Source organism: Flavivirga spongiicola (genome assembly GCF_030540825.1).
Classification (GTDB): domain Bacteria; phylum Bacteroidota; class Bacteroidia; order Flavobacteriales; family Flavobacteriaceae; genus Flavivirga; species Flavivirga spongiicola.
In genome coordinates, this window is the sequence record NZ_JAUOEO010000001.1 from 3,394,513 (window position 1) to 3,413,380 (window position 18,868).

At 31.9% G+C, this 18,868-nt stretch carries 19 protein-coding genes; 7 read left to right on the forward strand and 12 right to left on the reverse strand.

The window, feature by feature from the left end; translation table 11 throughout:
- Positions 1-25 precede the first annotated feature (25 nt).
- Both murB and Q4Q47_RS13660 read right to left on the reverse strand, forming a co-directional pair.
- Positions 26-1,039 carry a UDP-N-acetylmuramate dehydrogenase gene (gene murB, locus Q4Q47_RS13655; protein ID WP_303307208.1) on the reverse strand — a complete coding sequence of 338 codons (1,014 nt, stop codon included), beginning with the start codon at positions 1,037-1,039 and terminating at the stop codon, positions 26-28.
- A complete protein-coding gene (locus tag Q4Q47_RS13660) occupies positions 1,039-2,229 on the reverse strand; it encodes a pyridoxal phosphate-dependent aminotransferase (RefSeq protein ID WP_303307209.1) in 1,191 nt (396 codons plus the stop codon). Before Q4Q47_RS13660 ends, murB begins: the two co-directional genes overlap by 1 nt.
- A gap of 103 nt (positions 2,230-2,332) precedes the next feature.
- On the opposite strand from Q4Q47_RS13660, the gene Q4Q47_RS13665 reads away from it, so the two are divergent.
- Complete coding sequence (locus Q4Q47_RS13665; protein WP_303307210.1) at positions 2,333-3,688, forward strand: retropepsin-like aspartic protease; 1,356 nt, start codon at positions 2,333-2,335, stop codon at positions 3,686-3,688.
- A gap of 426 nt (positions 3,689-4,114) precedes the next feature.
- On the opposite strand, the gene Q4Q47_RS13670 is transcribed toward Q4Q47_RS13665, so the two are convergent.
- A complete protein-coding gene (locus tag Q4Q47_RS13670) occupies positions 4,115-4,540 on the reverse strand; it encodes a DUF1573 domain-containing protein (RefSeq protein ID WP_303307211.1) in 426 nt (141 codons plus the stop codon).
- 426 nt (positions 4,541-4,966) lie between these two features.
- Between Q4Q47_RS13670 and Q4Q47_RS13675 the strand changes: the two genes are divergently transcribed.
- Positions 4,967-7,603 carry a valine--tRNA ligase gene (locus Q4Q47_RS13675; RefSeq protein ID WP_303307212.1) on the forward strand — a complete coding sequence of 879 codons (2,637 nt, stop codon included), beginning with the start codon at positions 4,967-4,969 and terminating at the stop codon, positions 7,601-7,603.
- 28 nt (positions 7,604-7,631) lie between these two features.
- Here Q4Q47_RS13675 and Q4Q47_RS13680 read toward each other — a convergent pair whose 3' ends face one another.
- The 5 genes from Q4Q47_RS13680 to Q4Q47_RS13700 are packed head-to-tail and all read right to left on the reverse strand — an operon-like array spanning position 7,632 to position 11,754.
- The gene (locus Q4Q47_RS13680; RefSeq protein ID WP_303307213.1) at positions 7,632-8,126 is read right to left on the reverse strand and encodes a DUF192 domain-containing protein; all 495 of its coding nucleotides are present in this window, start codon (positions 8,124-8,126) and stop codon (positions 7,632-7,634) included.
- Position 8,127: 1 nt separating this feature from the next.
- A complete protein-coding gene (gene lgt, locus Q4Q47_RS13685; RefSeq protein ID WP_303307214.1) occupies positions 8,128-9,057 on the reverse strand; it encodes a prolipoprotein diacylglyceryl transferase in 930 nt (309 codons plus the stop codon).
- Between the two features lie 12 nt (positions 9,058-9,069).
- Positions 9,070-10,197, reverse strand: a complete 1,128-nt coding sequence (locus Q4Q47_RS13690) for a peptidylprolyl isomerase (RefSeq protein ID WP_303307215.1) — start codon at positions 10,195-10,197, stop codon at positions 9,070-9,072.
- A gap of 2 nt (positions 10,198-10,199) precedes the next feature.
- On the reverse strand, positions 10,200-10,742 hold the full coding sequence (gene gldI / locus Q4Q47_RS13695) for a gliding motility-associated peptidyl-prolyl isomerase GldI (protein ID WP_303307216.1): 543 nt from the start codon (positions 10,740-10,742) through the stop codon (positions 10,200-10,202).
- Complete coding sequence (locus Q4Q47_RS13700) at positions 10,735-11,754, reverse strand: DHH family phosphoesterase (protein ID WP_303307217.1); 1,020 nt, start codon at positions 11,752-11,754, stop codon at positions 10,735-10,737. The genes gldI and Q4Q47_RS13700 overlap by 8 nt, the downstream gene beginning before the upstream one ends.
- 283 nt (positions 11,755-12,037) lie before the next feature.
- Between Q4Q47_RS13700 and Q4Q47_RS13705 the strand changes: the two genes are divergently transcribed.
- Entirely contained in the window at positions 12,038-12,457 is a 420-nt protein-coding gene (locus Q4Q47_RS13705; RefSeq protein ID WP_034044445.1) for a nucleoside-diphosphate kinase, read from the forward strand.
- A 182-nt stretch (positions 12,458-12,639) separates the two neighbouring features.
- Here the strand turns inward: Q4Q47_RS13705 and Q4Q47_RS13710 are convergent, their stop codons facing one another.
- From Q4Q47_RS13710 to recF, 4 genes are all read right to left on the reverse strand, one after another.
- Complete coding sequence (locus Q4Q47_RS13710; RefSeq protein ID WP_303307218.1) at positions 12,640-12,831, reverse strand: cold-shock protein; 192 nt, start codon at positions 12,829-12,831, stop codon at positions 12,640-12,642.
- A gap of 127 nt (positions 12,832-12,958) precedes the next feature.
- Positions 12,959-13,150 carry a cold-shock protein gene (locus Q4Q47_RS13715; protein ID WP_042242688.1) on the reverse strand — a complete coding sequence of 64 codons (192 nt, stop codon included), beginning with the start codon at positions 13,148-13,150 and terminating at the stop codon, positions 12,959-12,961.
- Positions 13,151-13,246: 96 nt separating this feature from the next.
- Complete coding sequence (locus Q4Q47_RS13720; protein WP_303307219.1) at positions 13,247-13,543, reverse strand: DUF721 domain-containing protein; 297 nt, start codon at positions 13,541-13,543, stop codon at positions 13,247-13,249.
- A 32-nt stretch (positions 13,544-13,575) separates the two neighbouring features.
- A complete protein-coding gene (gene recF / locus Q4Q47_RS13725) occupies positions 13,576-14,655 on the reverse strand; it encodes a DNA replication/repair protein RecF (RefSeq protein ID WP_303307220.1) in 1,080 nt (359 codons plus the stop codon).
- A 301-nt stretch (positions 14,656-14,956) separates the two neighbouring features.
- Here recF and Q4Q47_RS13730 point away from each other — a divergent pair, with 301 nt between their 5' ends.
- From Q4Q47_RS13730 to mutL, 4 genes are all read left to right on the forward strand, one after another.
- A complete protein-coding gene (locus tag Q4Q47_RS13730) occupies positions 14,957-15,727 on the forward strand; it encodes a tetratricopeptide repeat protein (RefSeq protein WP_303307221.1) in 771 nt (256 codons plus the stop codon).
- A gap of 1 nt (position 15,728) precedes the next feature.
- Positions 15,729-16,214 (forward strand): 6,7-dimethyl-8-ribityllumazine synthase, encoded by a 486-nt coding sequence (ribH, locus tag Q4Q47_RS13735; RefSeq protein WP_303307222.1) that lies wholly within the window; start codon positions 15,729-15,731, stop codon positions 16,212-16,214.
- A gap of 518 nt (positions 16,215-16,732) precedes the next feature.
- Entirely contained in the window at positions 16,733-17,020 is a 288-nt protein-coding gene (locus tag Q4Q47_RS13740; RefSeq protein WP_303307223.1) for a riboflavin synthase subunit beta, read from the forward strand.
- A 3-nt stretch (positions 17,021-17,023) separates the two neighbouring features.
- Entirely contained in the window at positions 17,024-18,868 is a 1,845-nt protein-coding gene (gene mutL / locus Q4Q47_RS13745; protein WP_303307224.1) for a DNA mismatch repair endonuclease MutL, read from the forward strand.

Genomic DNA, 18,868 nt, shown 5'->3' on the forward strand with positions numbered 1-18,868 from the left:
GCCAAAGTTAGAAATTTCTTTTAGATTACAAGATATTTACTTCAACTTCAATAGAAATGTCAAAAAGTCTCTTAACAGTTTTTTGTATTAATTTTGAAAGATTTAAAATGTCTGAACCTTTCGCGTTACCATAATTTACAAGTACTAGAGCTTGATTTTTATGGACACCATAATCACCAAATTGTTTCCCTTTAAACCCGGCTTTTTCAATAAGCCAACCTGCTGGAACTTTTACTTCATCTTCAGAAATTGGGTAACTTGGAATATCTGAGAAATTTTGCAATAGTGTATTGAAGTTAGATTTTGAGATCACTGGGTTTTTAAAAAAACTACCACTATTCCCTATCTCTTTAGGATTAGGTAGTTTACTTTGTCTAATAGCTATAACTGCTTTTGAAACATCTTGAATAGTTGGATGCGTAATATGCATTGTTTCAAGTTGAGAAGCGATAGCTCCATAGTCTATATGAAGTTTGTGATTGTTTTTGCTAAGAATAAATGTAACACTGGTTAAAATATATTTTCCTTTAGCACGTTGCTTAAAAATGGAATTTCTATAGCCAAAGTCACAATCAGTTTTTGTAAACGTTTCTAAAGTTTTCGTTTCTAATGAAATCGCTTCACATGATACAAAGGTGTCTTTTAATTCAATGCCATAAGCTCCAATATTTTGGATAGGTGCTGTGCCCACATTGCCAGGAATTAGTGATAAATTTTCTATACCTCCAAAATCGTTATTAATACACCACAGTACAAATTCGTGCCAATTTTCGCCTGCACTCGCTTTAATAGTAACGAAATCATCATTTTTAGAAATGATTTCAATACCTTTTAAATTGATATGTATAACAAGACCTTCAAAATCTTTAGTGAGCAACATATTACTACCACCACCTAATATAAGTTTGTTAGGATGTTCATTGAGGGCTAAAACTTGCTTTAATTCATTTATACTGGAAACAGAAATAAAAAAATTTGCCAATACATCAATACCGAAAGTATTGTATGGCTTTAAAGATATGTTCCGTTTTATATGCACTAATTATTATAAGTTTTTAAGGCTTCTTTTAAAATATTAACTGCTTTTATCAGACTTTCTTTTTTAAGTACGTATGCAATACGTATTTGGTTTAGACCAACCCCTGGTGTGGAGTAAAAACCACCAGCAGGAGCAACCATTATCGTTTCACCATCAACATGAAAATGCTCTAAAAGCCACTGTGCAAAATCATCAGAGTTTTTTACAGGAAGTTCTGCAATACAGTAAAAGGCACCTTTTGGCTTTGCAACTTTAACACCATCTATTTTTTGTAATTCTGAAATTAAAGTATTTCTTCTATCTACATATTCTTCAATAACAGCATCAAAATAACTTTGAGGCGTTTCCAATGCAGCCTCACTAGCAATTTGGGCTAGTGTTGGTGGGCTTAAGCGTGCTTGAGCAAACTTTAAAACAGTTTGTATAAGTGTTTTGTTTTTCGATACGAGACATCCAACTCGTGCTCCACACATGCTGTATCGCTTTGAAACAGAATCGATCATAATGGCATGATCTTCGAGTCCGGTTTCTTGCATGACAGAATAATGCGTGTTACCATCATATGCGAATTCCCGATAAACTTCATCAGCAATTAAAAATAAATCATGCTTTTTAACAATGGCCGCCAATTTTTGTATTTCTTCTTTAGAATATAAGTAACCTGTAGGATTTCCAGGATTACAAATTAAAATGGCCTTAGTTTTAGGCGTAATTAACTTTTCAAATGCTTCAATTGGAGGTAAAGCAAAATTATTTTCAATCTTAGAAATTACCGGAACGACTTTGACTCCGGATGCTGTCGAAAATCCGTTGTAGTTAGCATAAAATGGTTCAGGGATAATAATTTCATCATCTGTATCCATAATACTTCCAAAGGCAAAAAGAAGCGCTTCACTACCTCCGGTTGTTACTACAATATCATCATGAGCAACATGAATATTGTGTTTAGAATAATACGTTGAAATTTTTTGTCTATATACTTCAGATCCTTCCGATCTTGAATACGCTAATACGTCTATGTTACTCTCTTTTACCGCTTGTAAAGCAATTTTAGGAGTTTTAATATCAGGTTGTCCAATATTTAAATAATATATGCTTTTCCCTTTTTTCACAGCTTCTTCAGCATAAGGAACTAACTTACGTATGGGTGATGCAGGCATTTGTTGCCCTTTTTTAGATATTGTTGGCATTGATTATAAATTATGCTGCAAAGTTGAGAAAATTATCTTAAATTTTTTTTAAAAAACAGTACTAAATAATTGAGTTAATCTAAAAGATTCGTAAATTCATTCTATGAAAATTGTATTCTTCTCAATTAAGAAGCTTTTAACTCTGATTTTAGTGTTTTTTTGCTTCAGTAATCTTAGTTTTTCTCAAAATAAATTTGTTATTCAAAACAAGAACCAGTCAGATAGAGTTAAGTTCAAATTAATAAATAATTTAATTATAATTCCTGTTGAAGTTAACGGCGTAAGTTTATCTTTTTTATTGGATACAGGAGTAAGTAAGCCCATTATTTTTAATTTTTTAAATGTATCTGATACACTAAAAATAAAAGATACCGAGACTATTTTTTTAAGAGGTTTAGGAGAAGGAGAATCTGTAGAAGCATTAAAATCTAAGAATAATGTTTTTAAAATTGGAGAAGCCATTAAGTTAAATCAGGATTTATATGCGGTTTACGATTCTAATCTCAATTTTGCTCCCAGATTAGGTTTTCCAGTTCATGGCATCATTGGCTTCGATTTATTTAGGGATTTAGTAGTTGAAATAAATTACTCTAAAAAGGTTATAAAACTAACTGCACCAGAAAAATATAGGTATAAAAAATGCAAAAAATGCGAAAGACTAAATTTGGAGTTTTACAATAGTAAGCCTTATATAAATGCTGAAGTAACCATGAATAGAAGAAAGATACCTGTTAAATTATTAATAGATTCTGGAGGAAGTGATTCTTTATGGTTGTTTGAAGATGACTCTTTAGGAATTGAATCCAGTAATAAATATTTTTATGATTTTCTTGGTCATGGTTTGAGTGGAAGTGTTTATGGTAAACGTTCAAAAGTCAGAAGTTTTTCTTTAAAAAGTTTTCAACTAAATAAGGTTAATGTGTCATTTCCAGATTCAACATTTATATTATTTGCAAGAAAACATAAGAGTCGTAATGGTAGTTTATCAGGTAACATTTTAAAGCGTTTTAATGTTATTTTTGATTATCGGAACGCGATAATTACGCTAACAAAAAACCATTATTTTAATGAAAAGTTTCAGTATAATAAAAGCGGTATAGAGTTGGCACATGATGGATTTAGATTAGTAAGAGAGAAAGATAACTTGGTTAGTAATGATAATGGTCTTGGGGATTCTCAAGAAAAGGGCACAAAAATTATAATAGACCCCCAGTATAAGTTGTCATTAAAACCAGCCTATGCCATAGTAGAATTGAGAAAAAATTCTCCGGCAGAAAAGGCAGGTTTACTTAAAGGAGATATAATCTTGAGTATAAATAATAGGAATAGTTATCAATTTACGTTACAAGAGTTGATCCATATGTTTTATGGTGAAGCGGGTAAACGCATAAAATTAAAAATAGAAAGAGATAAAAGCACTTTTACTTTTCAATTTCAATTAGAAAACCTTTTTCAATAAATTCATCCTGACTTTTGTTTTTAACCTAAAATGAGATGAAATTTATTCAGATGAAACTATTTTTGTAAAGCATGTATTGTAGGCATAAGAAAACAGACAAAATAAGGGCGAATTTCTGCCATTCCTACACCTGTTGGACATTTTCATTAAGTTAAGGAGATTTATTTTGTATTGTCACATTGAACGCAGTCGAAATGCTATTGAAAAACAAGGTTTTATTGTTTTCTACTGCCGTTCGTCCGGCGGACGCTCAAACTGCACTTTGGTGCCTTAATTTAATGAGATTGACCTGCCAGAAGGTTTTAGGAAATAGAAAAAGTCAAGACGAGTTCAATAAAAAAAGCCAGAGAAATTAATTTCTCTGGCTTTTTTTGATTTTTAAAAATTTGTCAACCTTTAATAGGACGATTTATTTTTGTAAAGCGTTTATTGCTGAACAATACTTTTATTTTTCTTTTCTAAAACACTCTTTTTATTAGGGTCAATAACCAAGCCTTTTATTTTTAAGGCTACTGTAGGTGTTTCAGCATTAGAGATAACAGTTATTGTTTTTCTAATAGGATTTACTCTATTTGTGTCATACTTAACCTCAATTTCTCCAGTTTTTCCTGGTAAAATAGGATCTTTTGGTTTTTTGGGAATAGTACAACCACAACTAGATGAAACTTTAGAAATTATAAGAGGTGCATCACCAGTGTTTGTGAATTTAAAAACACGTACACCATTTGATCCTTTTTCAATAGTTCCGTAATCGATAGTATCAGACTTAAATTCTATTTTTGCTACTTTATCTTGCGCATTTACAGATAAACTAATTAATCCGATAAATAAAATTGTAATTAACTGTTTCATTTGTCTATTTTTTAATTGTTTTTTTAAGGTCGAATAATGAACACTTCTAATATTATTAAAGCTTTGTAATGCTCATTTTATTACTTTTAATTTCATGTCAAACATACTTACTTTTTATACAATCTGCAAAAATATTAGATATAATGCAGGTATGTTAACATATTCAACTGAGTTAAAAGTACGTACAACTTTTCTGAAATAAGTCTATATTTTTGTTAAAATATCCAATAATCATTGTTTTATGATTGATATTATAGTTTTCATTTGTTAATATTTATTTTTACTGTAGTCAGACCAAACCAACCAAACAGGTGTCATTTGCATATTAAAATCTCATTTATTAATGAAATTAATAGCTATGCTCATTTCACAGAAAAAGAAATATAAGTACTTTTGCACATCAATGTTCAAAAACTATTCCAAAGTATGCAAATACCTTCAAAATATGAGGCAAGTCAGGTAGAAAGTAAGTGGTATGATTACTGGATGAAACACAATTATTTTCATTCAGAGCCAGATGAAAGAGAACCATATACTATTGTGATACCTCCACCAAATGTAACAGGGGTTTTACACATGGGGCATATGCTTAATAATACGATTCAAGATGTATTAATTCGTCGTGCGCGTTTACAAGGTAAAAATGCCTGTTGGGTACCTGGTACAGATCATGCATCTATTGCTACTGAAGCGAAAGTAGTTGCCAAATTAAAAGAGCAAGGTATTGATAAAAATGATTTGTCTCGTGAGGAGTTTTTAAAACATGCTTGGGATTGGACTCACGAATATGGGGGTGTTATTTTAGAGCAACTTAAAAAACTGGGGTGTTCTTGCGATTGGGAACGGACTAAATTTACGATGGATGATGACATGAGTGAAGCGGTCATCAAGGTGTTTGTAGATTTGTTTAATAAAGGTTTGATTTATCGTGGTTACCGTATGGTAAACTGGGATCCTGAAGCAAAAACAACCTTATCTGATGAAGAAGTTATTCATGAAGAACGTCAGGGGAATTTATATTATCTTCAATATAAAATTGAAGGTAGTGAAGATACTTTAACGATAGCTACGACGCGTCCTGAAACTATTTTTGGAGATACAGCTATTTGTATTAATCCAAATGATGAAAGATTTCTACACTTACGTGGAAAAAAGGCTATTGTACCCATATGTAACCGAGTTATTCCTATTATTGAGGATGATTATGTAGATGTTGAGTTCGGTACAGGTTGCCTTAAAGTAACACCAGCACATGATGAAAATGATAAAAATTTAGGAGATAAGCATAAGTTAGAGGTTATAGATATTTTTAATGAAGATGCTTCTTTAAATAGCTTTGGATTACATTTTGAAGGTCAGGATCGTTTTGTAGCCAGAAAAGCAGTCGTTAAAGAATTAGAAGCAACAGGTGTTTTAGTAAAAACTGAAACTCATATTAACAAAGTAGGAACTTCCGAAAGAACCAAAGCTGTTATTGAACCACGTTTGAGTGATCAGTGGTTTCTAAAAATGGAAGATTTAGCAAAACCAGCTATAAAAGCGGTTTTAGGCGAAGATTCTGAGATTAATTTATTTCCTAAGAAATTTGAAAACACCTACCGTCATTGGATGGAGAATATCCGTGATTGGAATATTTCACGTCAATTACTTTGGGGACAACAAATTCCAGCTTATTACTACGGTGATGGAAAAGAAGATTTTGTAGTAGCAGAAAATAAAGAAGACGCTTTAAAGTTAGCTAAGGATAAAACCAAAAACCAGCAACTAACAATCAGCAATTTAACTCAAGACACTGATGCTTTGGATACTTGGTTTAGCTCATGGTTATGGCCAATAAGTGTTTTTGATGGAATAAGAAATCCTGAAAATAAGGATATTAAATACTATTATCCAACAAACGATTTGGTAACGGGCCCGGATATTTTATTCTTTTGGGTAGCTCGTATGATAATCTCAGGATATGAGTATAAAGACGAGAAACCGTTTAATAATGTATATTTAACGGGCTTAGTTCGTGATAAGCAAAGACGAAAAATGTCTAAACAACTTGGTAATTCGCCAGATGCTTTAAAGCTTATAGAAGAATATGGAGCTGGAGGCGTTCGTGTTGGGTTGTTATTAAGTTCTGCTGCAGGAAACGATTTAATGTTTGATGAGGCACTTTGTCAACAAGGAAAAGGTTTTGGAAACAAAATTTGGAATGCTTATCGTTTAGTTGATGGATGGAAAGTTGATGAAAATATAGAGCAACCGGAGTCAAGTAAAATGGCTATAGATTGGTACGAATCTAAATTTCAGAAAGCTTTAATTGAGATTGAAGACCATTTTAGCAAGTATAGATTGAGTGATGCATTAATGGCTATCTACAAACTTATTTTTGATGATTTTTGCGGATGGTACTTAGAAATGATCAAGCCTGGATATTTACAACCAATTGATGCTAAAACTTTAAAAAGCACCATTACCATTTTTGAAGATAATTTAAAAATTGTACACCCATTTATGCCATTTTTAACGGAAGATATTTGGCATTATATAGCTGATAGAACCCCGGAAGAAGCTTTGATTGTTGCTAAATGGCCAGAATCTAAGCCAGTTAATGAAGCTTTAATTAATGAGTTTGAATTTGCTTCAGAAGTTATTTCAGGGATTAGAAACGTTAGAAAACAAAAAAATATAGCTTTTAAAGATGCTATTGGACTTTCGATAATTAATAATGAAAAAAACCATAAAACATTCGATAGTATTATTTCTAAATTAGGCAATTTAGAAAACATCGATTATGTTTCTGATGCTGTTGATGGTGCTTTAACTTTTAGAGTAAAATCTAATGAGTATTTTATACCTATGGTAGGTAGTATTGATGTTGAGGCAGAAATTAAAAAATTAACAGAAGAATTAAGCTATACAGAAGGTTTCTTAAAATCGGTACAAAAGAAACTCTCTAATGAGCGTTTTGTCTTAGGGGCGCCGGAACAGGTGGTTGCTAGTGAGAAGAAAAAAGAAGCAGATGCCTTAGCAAAAATAGAAACACTTAAGGCAAGTTTGTCAAGTTTGCATTAAGTGTTTATTTAGCTTGTAGTTTATTTGCTTAGTGTTTAGTGTAACTAATGCTATCACCAACAGAAAGGGACCAGATATCTACCAGACCAGCATTAATTTCGAGCACATATTTTGCGGGAAAATTTGAAGGCAAAGAGCTTTCATCAAATGGTTTAGCATTTTTCTGAAAGCTTACGATGCTTTTATTTTCGTTTATATAAATTAAGTCTAAAGGTATTTTTGTGTTCTTCATGTAAAAGAAACGCTCTCTAACATCATCAAACACAAATAACATCCCCTGTTTTTTATCCATAGAATTTCTGTACATTAATCCTGTCTGAATATCAAAATCAGTATCGGCTATTTCAATATCCAGGTTTACTTGTGTAGAGTCAATGGACTTGAAAATTGTAAGCTCTCCTTCCTTTTTAAAAGTGACTTCGGTTTGCTTTATGACTTTTTTGTTTTCTTTACAAGACGATAGGCTTAAAATAAAACCATTCGAAATTATAAAAGTTAATAAAAGGAAACGTTTAGAAAACATCTTATTTAACGACTGTTTTTGGTTTATAAACAAACATAAAATATAAACCAATTAGAATAAATGGAATACTTAGCCATTGCCCTGTATTTAAATTAGCCCAATTAATATATTCATCACCTTGAGGCTCTTTGGTAAACTCGACAAAGAAGCGAATAGTCCACAATAGGACTAAAAACAATCCAAATAGAAAACCGGTTTGATCTCTTTTTTTAGTTTTTGAATAGAAATACCATAAAATTAAAAACACAAAAATATAACAGAAAGATTCGTATAGCTGAGCAGGATGTCTATAGGGGACTTTTTCTAGTAATTCTACAAATTGGGGGTTATCGGTGACAGCATTATACGCTTCCTGAACATCTTTAATACCCGTAAGTTGTGTGATTTGACTCTTGTAGTATTCATCTTGAATAAAACGAACCCCCAAACTAGATTCTGTAACTTTTCCAATAATTTCAGAATTGATAAAATTTCCAATTCTGATAAAAACGGCTCCTGAAGCAACCGATATAACAACACGGTCTAAAACCCATAATAATGATTTGTATTTGTATTTTTTACGATACAAATACATGCCTATTATAATACCAATAGCAGCACCATGACTCGCTAATCCTTGAAAACCGGTAAATTCAAAACCACCTTTAAATTTGAATGGTAGAAAAATACTAAAAAAGTCTTGTGAGATTAATTCTGATTGATAAAACAAAACATGCCCTAAACGCGCACCTAACATAGTTGCTAATACGGTGTAAATAAATAAAGGATCCAGATAGTCTAAAGATATTTTTTCTTTAGTGAAAATACGTTTCATAATATACCAGCCTATTATAAAGGCAATGACCCACATAAGACTGTAGAAGTGTAATTTGAAATTTCCGAAAATGTCAATTCCAGTTACAGGGTTCCAATCGAATTTTAATGCTTGCATATGTTTTATTTTTTACTTTAAAATTTCTAAAATTTCAACTTCGAAAATGATGTTAGATTTTGGAGGAATCCCTCTACCTCCTGCTTCACCATAAGCTAAATGATACGGAATAAATAGGGTTGCTTTATCTCCAACATTTAATTGTTGTAACCCTTCCTTAAAGCCTGAAATCATTTTGGCATCTGGACTGATATCAGCAGTAATAGGTTGGTATTGGTCTGCGGCTTTACGCTTTTCGTTTACGGCATCAAGAGCTTCAGCAATTTCTAATTTACTGGTTTGAAGTAGTTTTCCGCTTTCAAAATATACAGCATAATGGGTAAGCACTTCAGCGTTTTCTGGTAATTTTTTTCCAGTGCCTTTTTCGGTAACAAAAAATTGTAAACCAGAAGACAACGTCATAGCTTTAGCTCGTTGTTTTTCAAATTTTTCTTTAGAAGCTTTTATAATTGCTTCTATTTTGGCTAGCTTTTCTTTTTCTTTACGTTCTGCTTCAGCAAAATGATTATTAAATGTGTTTGGAGCATCAAAGGATTTTGCATCTTTACCTTTTCTAATAATATTTAATTCTTTAATGACAACGTCTTCCACAGGTCTGTCTCCAGATGCCGTTTTTACATTAGAAATACTGTCCTGGATATCTATTCCAATAACGAGCTCACCAAATATATTATACCCATTATCTAAATGAGGTTTTGGGATTTCTGTAATAAAAAATTGACTTCCGTTTGTATTGCGTCCAGAGTTTGCCATAGATAAAATACCTGGTTTATCATGTTTTAGATCTGGATGAAATTCATCCGTAAATTTATAACCGGGACTTCCTCCACCTGTACCTGTAGGGTCACCACCTTGAATCATAAATTCATTGATAACACGATGAAAAATAAGTCCGTTATAGAATTTTTTTCCTATATAAGCACTGTCTACCATAGTATTAGTACCTTCTGCTAGTGAGACAAAATTAGCAACAGTTATAGGTGCTTTTTTATGTGCTAATTTAGCAACCATAATACCTTCTGAGGTAATAAATTCTGCATATAATCCATCTTCAAGATCTGGATATTGAGCTTTACATGAAGCTAAAGTTATTAAAGAAGTAGTTAATAATATTTTGACTGCGTTTTTTAAAAAATTCATTATTAATTAGTTTGATTTTGGGTAATTGAATTTACTGTAACTTCACATACTATTGGTGTGTTGCTACCTATTTTGTTTTCATCGCCATAATAACCATATGCTTTTTGTGAAGGGAAAAGAAAGGTAACAGTTTCGCCAGTTTTCATTAGTTTTAAACCTTCACGTAAACCGGTAAATAACTCTTCTTTATCCATAGCATAGTTTTGCGTTTTAATATCTTCTTTTGAATATATTAGGCTGCCATTTAATGCTTTTATATTGTAATTATAGTTTATAATATCTCCGAAGAGAGGTGTTTTTAAAGTATCTATTTCTATTTTATTATTGTAGTAATACCAGAAACCACTCTCTGAAGCTATATAGTCTATGTCTTGCGCTTGCATGATTTTTTCTATGGAAACTTGTTCTTGAGCAATCAGTTTTTTATTGCGCTCTACGGAGGCATCTATAAAAGAGCCAGTTTTTACCGATATGGGACGTCGAGCATCGGGGGTTTTACAGTTTAATGCCAGTAAAACAATGGCCAATGTTAGTAATTTATTCATTATTTAGGGCTTTATTATAACTAGGCAATATACTAATAAATTTAGCAACTGTATCTTCTAGCGATAAATAGCTTTTTCCTCCAGCAGCGTTGGTATGACCACCACCACCAAAATGCGCTCTGGATAATTCGTTGACAGAAAAATTCCCTTTAGAGCGTAACGAGATCTTTATAATGCCTTCTTGTTTATCTTCAATGAAAATAGCAGCTAGTATCGTATTGTTTAATGACAAAGCATAATTCACAACACCTTCTGTATCGCCTTTTTTATAATCATGTTTATATAATTCTTCTTGTGTAAGTGTAATATAAGCTGTTCTTGATTCTGGAATAACTTTTAAGTTGCTTAACGCACATCCCAGAAGCTGTAAACGTTCGTAGCTATTAGTGTCGTAAACATTGTTATGAATTTCCGTATTATTAGCTCCTTTTTCAATAAGTTGAGCTATTATTTGGTGGGTTTTACTAGTTGTGGATAAAAACCTAAAAGAACCTGTGTCGGTCATTATGCCAACATATAAGCAGGTTGAAATGTTTGTGTCTATCAGATTTGTATCGCCTAACATATTAATAAAATGGTATACCATTTCGCAGGTCGAACTCATACTAACATCACTAAACATGTAAGTAGCGTAATCATCAGGTGCTTGATGATGATCAATCATAATTTTTAAGGCATTACTTTTAGCTAATACAGTTTCCATATTACCAGTTCTATGAAAAGCATTAAAATCTAAGGTAAATATAATATCTGCGGCTTCAATTAATGCATCACATTTTTTAGTCTGAGAATCATGTTTTAATATGATGTCATTACCTGGAATCCATTTCAGAAAAGTAGGATAATCATTAGGTACTATAACATTTACCTGGTGATTGCCTTTTATAAGATAATGATAAAGCCCAAGTGTAGAGCCAATGGCATCGCCATCTGGATTTTTATGGGGTACGATTACAATCTTTTTTTTAGAAGACAATAGCCGTTTTATACTTATAATATCTTGTTTATTCATAGTTGACGAAGATACAATTTTTTTTAACCTGAATGATGCTTTAAAAGGATGTTGTAAAGCTTAAAACTATAATAAAATATTGGCTTTTTATAAGTTTCAGTATGGTATCTGAGAGGCTTGTCCTCACGGAAGTGAGAAATTAAACTTAAAAAAAGTAAAGCGATATATTTTGCAATAATTTTAAGATAAGAATAGGTTTTTTAATGCGTTATACTAGTTTATGATTTAATGGTTGTTTTTAATTAGAAATACATTACTTTTGCTGCAAAATTAAAACAATAAAATGGCAACAAATAGAACATTTACAATGCTTAAGCCAGATGCTGTTGAAAAGGGACACATTGGCGCAATATTAGAAAAAATTTCAGCTTCAGGATTTAGAATCGTAGCAATGAAATTAACACAAATGACAAAAGCTGACGCTGAAGCATTTTATGCTATACATAATGAACGTCCATTTTTTGGGGAATTAGTCGAATATATGACTCGCGGTCCTATTGTTGCAGCTATTTTAGAAAAAGACAATGCTGTTGAAGACTTTAGAACTTTAATAGGGGCAACTAACCCTGCTGATGCTGCCGAAGGAACTATTCGTAAACTTTATGCAGCTTCTATTGGTGAAAATGCAGTACATGGAAGTGATAGTGATGATAATGCGGCTATAGAGGGAGCTTTTCATTTTTCTGGTAGAGAGATGTTTTAAGTCGTTAAAAATTATAAACAAACAGAAAGCTCGCAACATCGTTGCGGGCTTTTTTATTTAAGATGCCCCGTCTTGAAATAAGTCGATTTTGTGTCAACTTATTTCAGGACGGGGCATTCCATAAAAAAAAGCCTATCGAATAAATGATAGACTTTTAATTGTAAATTGTTAAAAGTATATTGTTAGATTACTTTTACGTTTACGGCGTTTAATCCTTTTTTGCCTTCTTGTAGATCGAATTCTACAGCATCACCTTCACGAATTTCATCGATAAGTCCTGAAATGTGTACGAAATGTTCTTTGTTGTTGTCGTCTTCAACGATAAATCCAAAACCTTTAGAATCATTGAAAAATTTTACGGTACCTTTACTCATTGTTTATACTATTAAGTTAATTTGTTTTTGTAAAGATAGTGCCAAATAATTTATTAATCACTAAAAACAAAAAAAGTCTATCAAATTGATTGATAGACCTTTAATTGTAATTGTTAAAGTATATTTATTAGATTACTTTTACGTTTACGGCGTTTAATCCTTTTCTACCTTCTTGTAGATCGAATTCTACTGCGTCACCTTCACGAATTTCATCGATAAGTCCTGAAATGTGTACAAAATGTTCTTTGTTGTTGTCGTCTTCTACGATGAATCCAAAACCTTTAGAATCATTGAAAAATTTTACGGTACCTTTACTCATGTTATGTTTTATAAAAAATTAGGTCACAAATATAATATAAATAATAATAGCTTTTTGGTTTAATACAAAAATTTTGTATAAAGTTTGTTTTTATAATTATCGGAGTACCAGTTTTTTAATGATTTCTTTCCCTAATTCCTCGTTAAGCATGTTAATTATTTTTTGTTTACCATAACTTAATTCTTCCCTAAGAACACTAGAGGTCAGCTGTATATAAAGTGTGTCCCGTTCTAAGTTTACCGATGCCGTGTAATTATTTACACCATTACCCATAAGGTTTGCCCATGCATCAGCTACATTAACTTTATTTAAACCTTTTTCTAATTTATTGGTTTCTACAAATTCTTTTAAAGCATCTTGAATGCTAATATGTTCGTTGTTACGTTTTGCCATTAGATCTTGTTATATATTAAGCTGCTTGAAATTTAAAGCCTAAAAATTTCATAAGATTGATGCACCTGCTTTACAGCTGCTTCTGTACGTTCTGCATGAGTGTCGCTTATAAATAGCTGTCCAAAATTTTCATCATCTACTAATTTAATAATTTGAGCGACACGATGTTCGTCCAACTTATCAAAAATATCATCTAGTAATAAAATCGGATTGACACCACTTTGCGCTTTTATAAAATCGAATTGAGCTAGTTTTAGTGCAATTAAAAACGATTTTTGTTGACCTTGACTCCCGAATTTTTTAATAGGATGCCCTTCAATATTAAAATGTAAATCATCTTTATGAATACCAACGCTCGTGTATTGTAACGCTTTGTCTTTATTGATGATATTTTTTAACAGTGTGTTTAAATCAGCTTCAAATAAATCGCTGTGATATTTTAAGTCAACTATTTCACTACCATTACTAATAGCTTCGTAACGCGACTTAAAGATGGGAATAAATTCCTTTAAAAAAGTATCTCGTTTTTCGAAAATACGAGTTCCAAAGTCTGTTAATTGATTGTTGTAAACTTCTAAAGTATCATTATTAAAGGTGTGGTTTAAAGCAAAATATTTTAGTAACGCATTACGTTGAGCCAGTATCTTATTATAGTTTATTAAATGGTTTAAATAGGTTTTATCGCTTTGTGAAATGACACTGTCTATAAATTTTCGTCTGGTATCGCTACCTTCAATAATCAAATCTCTATCGGCTGGCGAAATAATCACTAAAGGTAAAAAACCAATATGTTCGCTAAACTTTTCATAAGCTTTAGCATTGCGTTTAATAACTTTTTTTTTACCTCGTTTTAAGCTAATAATTATTTTTTCAGTTTTATTATCCTTTTCATAATCACCATTAATCACAAAAAAATCTTCGTCATGCTTAATATTTTGTGTTGCCACGGGGTTAAAGTAACTTTTTCCGAAGGATAAATGATAAATAGCATCGAGTACATTGGTTTTTCCAATACCGTTATTACCAACAATGCAATTTATTTTATCATTGAAGGCAAATGATTTACTATCAAAGTTTTTATAATTAAGTAACGAAAGGGATTTTAAAATCATATAATAAGCGACTTAAAGGCTATATTATACCAATTAAACTTCAAAATGACGAATATAATTCATTTCTTTTTTACTTAAATTTCTTCAAAAACAGAACCATAACTTCAGCTATGCTTAAGGTTTTTGACTTATTTAAGCAAAAAATAATTCAAATTATTTATGTGTTATTTTGAAATTCAATTGGTATTTGTTGCTAAACTCTTTAAAAAGAAGTGCAAATTATTGAAAAATATCAAATAAATACCCTTTTAGTTATGAAGAAAAATTATATTTTTGCGGCGCATTAATATAGATAGAATACATGGCGACTTATAATAAAAGAGGATACAAACCAAAAAATAAAGTAGAGAAAGAACAAAACATCGAAACAGACTCTACTACAGCAGAAGTTTTTAATACACTCGATGAGACTGCTTCAAAAACAGAAGCGTTTGTTGAAAAGAACCAGAAATATATTTTTGTAATCATAGGACTTGTTGCATTAATTGTTTTAGGCTCTTTAGCATACAAGGAGTTTATAGCAAAACCTAAGCAAATGTCTGCTATGAACGATATGTTTCAAGCACAAAAATATTTTGATCAAGCAGTTACTGGTGTTGAAAAAGACTCATTGTACAATTTGGCTTTAAATGGCGGAGAAGGAAAGTTTGGTATGCTAGACGTTATTGAAGAGTATAGTGGTACACCGTCGGCTAACTTAGCTAGTTATTACGCTGGAACTGCATATTTAAGATTAAAAGATTATAAAAAAGCAGTTGAGCATTTAGAAAATTTCAAAAGCGATGACGAAATATTAGCACCTATAGCAAAAGGAAATATTGGTGATGCTTTTGTACAATTAAATCAGCCAAATGAAGCTTTAGGGTATTATGAGCAAGCTGCTGAAATGCGCAATAACGAATATACGACACCCATGTATTTATTTAAAGCGGGAACTGTTGCCTTAGATTTAGGAAAGGCGGATAAAGCATTGGCTAATTTTAAAAGAGTTAAAGAAGAATACCCAAATTCAACAGAGGCGTCTAAAGTAGATGTGTTTATAGGTAAAGCTCAAGTATTGGCAAGCAAGTAATATGGCTACGGCAAATAAAAATTTATCCGATTACGATAAAACGACAATCCCAAACGCGAATAAATTTCGGTTTGGGATTGTTGTTTCTGAGTGGAACGAGACTGTTACCGAAGGGCTTTATGAAGGTGCTTATAATACTTTGATAGAAAATGGGGTGTTGCCAAATAGCATCATTAGATGGGATGTGCCCGGTAGTTATGAACTTATCTATGGTTGTAAAAAAATGCAGGAGCAAATGGTAAATGCCGTTATTGCTATTGGTAGTGTCATTCAAGGCGAAACAAAGCATTTCGATTTTGTCTGTGAAGCAGTGTCCCAAGGTATAAAGGACTTAAATGTAACACGAGAAACACCTGTGATATTTTGCGTACTAACAGATAACAATATGCAACAAGCTATAGATCGTTCTGGCGGTAAACATGGGAATAAAGGTACAGAAGCAGCTATTGCCGCTATTAAAATGGCTGAATTGCGTAAGAACAGCTAGTTTTCAGTAAGCAGTAAACAGTAAGCAGTGTTCGGTAAACAGTATTTGGTCGCAGTATTCAGTAAACAGTATTCAGTAATTAATTCTCAGTATAAAGCAAATTCAAAAATCGTTAATCGTCAATCGTTATTCTAAAATCGATTTGTTTTTGTTAACAATTTTTGACATCTCAACTTCTGTTTTCTCCCTATTTTTAAGTATTTTTGATAAACTTGTCTTAAACCATTAAGGTTAAGATTAGTTGATTATTAAGAGCATTATAGATTTTGTTTAAACAACGTAAAAATAGAACCTTTCAATATCGACCTAGATTTTTCAAGGAGAATCAAACCGATTTGGATTCAGATAATAAATCTGACACTAGAGATTTTATTTCCAAATGGCGACGACAAAGTGAGAATAAGATAAAAGTTAAGGGAGCTTTACCGGTAAAAACTTTAATTTTGGCTTTGGTATTATTATTGCTTTGTATGTATTTGTTAGAAAAGAAATACATGTAACCTAAAAGCTTAGAAATTATGGGAATTTTAAAACTACGGAAAAACAAAAAGTTTAGCTACACACCTCGTTATTTTGATGATAAAGGTGAAGGAAACCCTTTTGAAATTAAGCATAAATTTGACGAGCACAGAACAACGGTTGGTAGTAATAAAGGTTTAAAAACAAAACTTAATAATGCTTTAGATGATTTAAAAAATAATCCAGACAAAGAGGTTAACAAACGTGTTTTAATAATTGTTGCTATTCTTGTTTTAATATTTCTTTTTATCATCGATTTCGATTTATCTATATTCTTTTCTAAGTAATACATGGCAGACATTATCCAGCTTTTACCAGATCATGTAGCTAATCAAATAGCTGCAGGAGAAGTTGTACAACGTCCAGCATCTGTTGTAAAGGAGTTGCTTGAAAATGCGATTGATGCAGGAGCATCAACCATTAAACTTATTATAAAAGACGCTGGAAAAACATTAGTTCAAGTTATTGATGATGGAAAGGGGATGAGTGCTACCGATGCTCGTTTAAGCTTTGAGCGTCATGCCACTTCTAAAATTCGCACTGCCGATGATTTATTTCAATTGGATACAAAAGGATTCCGTGGAGAAGCTTTAGCAAGCATAGCGGCCATTGCGCATGTTGAATTGAAAACGAAGCAAGAACAAGAAGATGTTGGTACTACTATTGTAATTGAGGGTAGTAATGTGGTATCCCAAGAAGTGGTAGTCACACCTAAAGGCACATCAATTTCTGTAAAAAACCTTTTTTTTAATATTCCTGCGCGACGCAATTTTTTAAAGTCAAATACGGTTGAATTGAGACATGTTATTGATGAATTTCATCGCGTGGCATTAGCGCATCCTAATATTAGTTTTGCTTTGTATAACAATGGAAGCGAATCTTTTAATTTACCAATTAGTAAATATAGGCAGCGTATTGTAAATGTTTTCGGGAATAAAACCAATGAAAAACTGGTGCCTGTTGAAGAAAATACAGAGGTTCTTGAAATTTCGGGATTTGTTGGTAAGCCGGAATTTGCTAAGAAAACGAGAGGCGAGCAGTATTTTTTTGTAAACAATCGCTTTATTAAAAGTGCCTATTTAAATCATGCTATAGCCTCTGCATTTGATGGTTTATTGAAAAGTGGTACGCATCCAAGCTATTTTTTAAATTTAACGGTAGATCCGCAAACTATCGATATTAATATACATCCAACAAAAACAGAAATTAAGTTTGATGACGAGCATACGCTGTACGCTTTGTTACGTTCTGCAGTAAAACATAGTTTAGGCCAATTTAATATTGCGCCTGTTTTAGATTTTGAGCGAGACCCAAGTCTTGATACACCATATAGTTATAAAAATAATGATACAAGTGTTCCTAAAGTAGAAGTAGATAAAAGTTTTAATCCATTCCAAGAGGAAACAAAAGCCAGAATGACATCTTATAAAAAAGAACCTGTTGCAAATTGGGAAAGTTTATATGTTGGATTAGAATCTAAAGGAACTAAAACACAGCAAGATTTTAGTGAAGTGCATTTTGAAAGCGAGGAATCTACACCTTCCATTTTTGATGATGAAAAACAAATGGAAAATGTAAATACAACGTATCAGCTCCATAATAAATATATTGTCAGTACTATCAAATCGGGTATGTTGGTTATAGATCAACATCGAGCACATCAACGTATTTTATATGAAGAGCTTCTTAAAAATATGACGATAAAAGAAGCGGTAAGCCAGCAATTGTTATTTCCGCTTCAGTTACATTTTTCAACACAAGAAATTACTATTGTAAAGCAGTTGAAAGATGATTTAGAGAATACTGGATTTGTTTTTTCAAGTTTTAATGATGAGTCTCTTGAGATTACAGGTGTTCCGGTATCGGTTCCTGAAAGTGAAGTATCTATTATTTTAGAGCAATTAATTAGTGATGTAGAAAATGAAGTGCCAGATAGTCATTTTAGTGCTACCGATTTATTGGCAAAATCGATGGCGAAAAGTTTAGCTATTAAAACAGGGCAATCATTACAGAAAGATGAACAAGAACATTTGGTAAATAAGCTGTTTGCTTGTAAAGAACCAAATATTTCACCTACTAATAGGTCAACATTTATTACGCTAAGTGTTGATGAGTTAGATAAAAAATTTATATAG

Coding starts and splice junctions, on each gene's coding strand:
- Q4Q47_RS13665 (WP_303307210.1), top strand. CDS start 2,333: ATGAAAATTGTATTCTTCTCAATTAAGAAGCTTTTAACTCTGATTTTA.
- ribH (WP_303307222.1), top strand. CDS start 15,729: ATGGCTACGGCAAATAAAAATTTATCCGATTACGATAAAACGACAATC.
- recF (WP_303307220.1), bottom strand. CDS start 14,655: ATGATTTTAAAATCCCTTTCGTTACTTAATTATAAAAACTTTGATAGT.
- Q4Q47_RS13705 (WP_034044445.1), top strand. CDS start 12,038: ATGGCAACAAATAGAACATTTACAATGCTTAAGCCAGATGCTGTTGAA.
- gldI (WP_303307216.1), bottom strand. CDS start 10,742: ATGAATAAATTACTAACATTGGCCATTGTTTTACTGGCATTAAACTGT.
- Q4Q47_RS13670 (WP_303307211.1), bottom strand. CDS start 4,540: ATGAAACAGTTAATTACAATTTTATTTATCGGATTAATTAGTTTATCT.
- mutL (WP_303307224.1), top strand. CDS start 17,024: ATGGCAGACATTATCCAGCTTTTACCAGATCATGTAGCTAATCAAATA.
- Q4Q47_RS13710 (WP_303307218.1), bottom strand. CDS start 12,831: ATGAGTAAAGGTACCGTAAAATTTTTCAATGATTCTAAAGGTTTTGGA.
- Q4Q47_RS13675 (WP_303307212.1), top strand. CDS start 4,967: ATGCAAATACCTTCAAAATATGAGGCAAGTCAGGTAGAAAGTAAGTGG.
- Q4Q47_RS13700 (WP_303307217.1), bottom strand. CDS start 11,754: ATGAATAAACAAGATATTATAAGTATAAAACGGCTATTGTCTTCTAAA.
- Q4Q47_RS13715 (WP_042242688.1), bottom strand. CDS start 13,150: ATGAGTAAAGGTACCGTAAAATTTTTCAATGATTCTAAAGGTTTTGGA.
- Q4Q47_RS13680 (WP_303307213.1), bottom strand. CDS start 8,126: ATGTTTTCTAAACGTTTCCTTTTATTAACTTTTATAATTTCGAATGGT.
- Q4Q47_RS13730 (WP_303307221.1), top strand. CDS start 14,957: ATGGCGACTTATAATAAAAGAGGATACAAACCAAAAAATAAAGTAGAG.
- Q4Q47_RS13720 (WP_303307219.1), bottom strand. CDS start 13,543: ATGGCAAAACGTAACAACGAACATATTAGCATTCAAGATGCTTTAAAA.
- Q4Q47_RS13690 (WP_303307215.1), bottom strand. CDS start 10,197: ATGAATTTTTTAAAAAACGCAGTCAAAATATTATTAACTACTTCTTTA.
- Q4Q47_RS13740 (WP_303307223.1), top strand. CDS start 16,733: ATGGGAATTTTAAAACTACGGAAAAACAAAAAGTTTAGCTACACACCT.
- lgt (WP_303307214.1), bottom strand. CDS start 9,057: ATGCAAGCATTAAAATTCGATTGGAACCCTGTAACTGGAATTGACATT.
- Q4Q47_RS13660 (WP_303307209.1), bottom strand. CDS start 2,229: ATGCCAACAATATCTAAAAAAGGGCAACAAATGCCTGCATCACCCATA.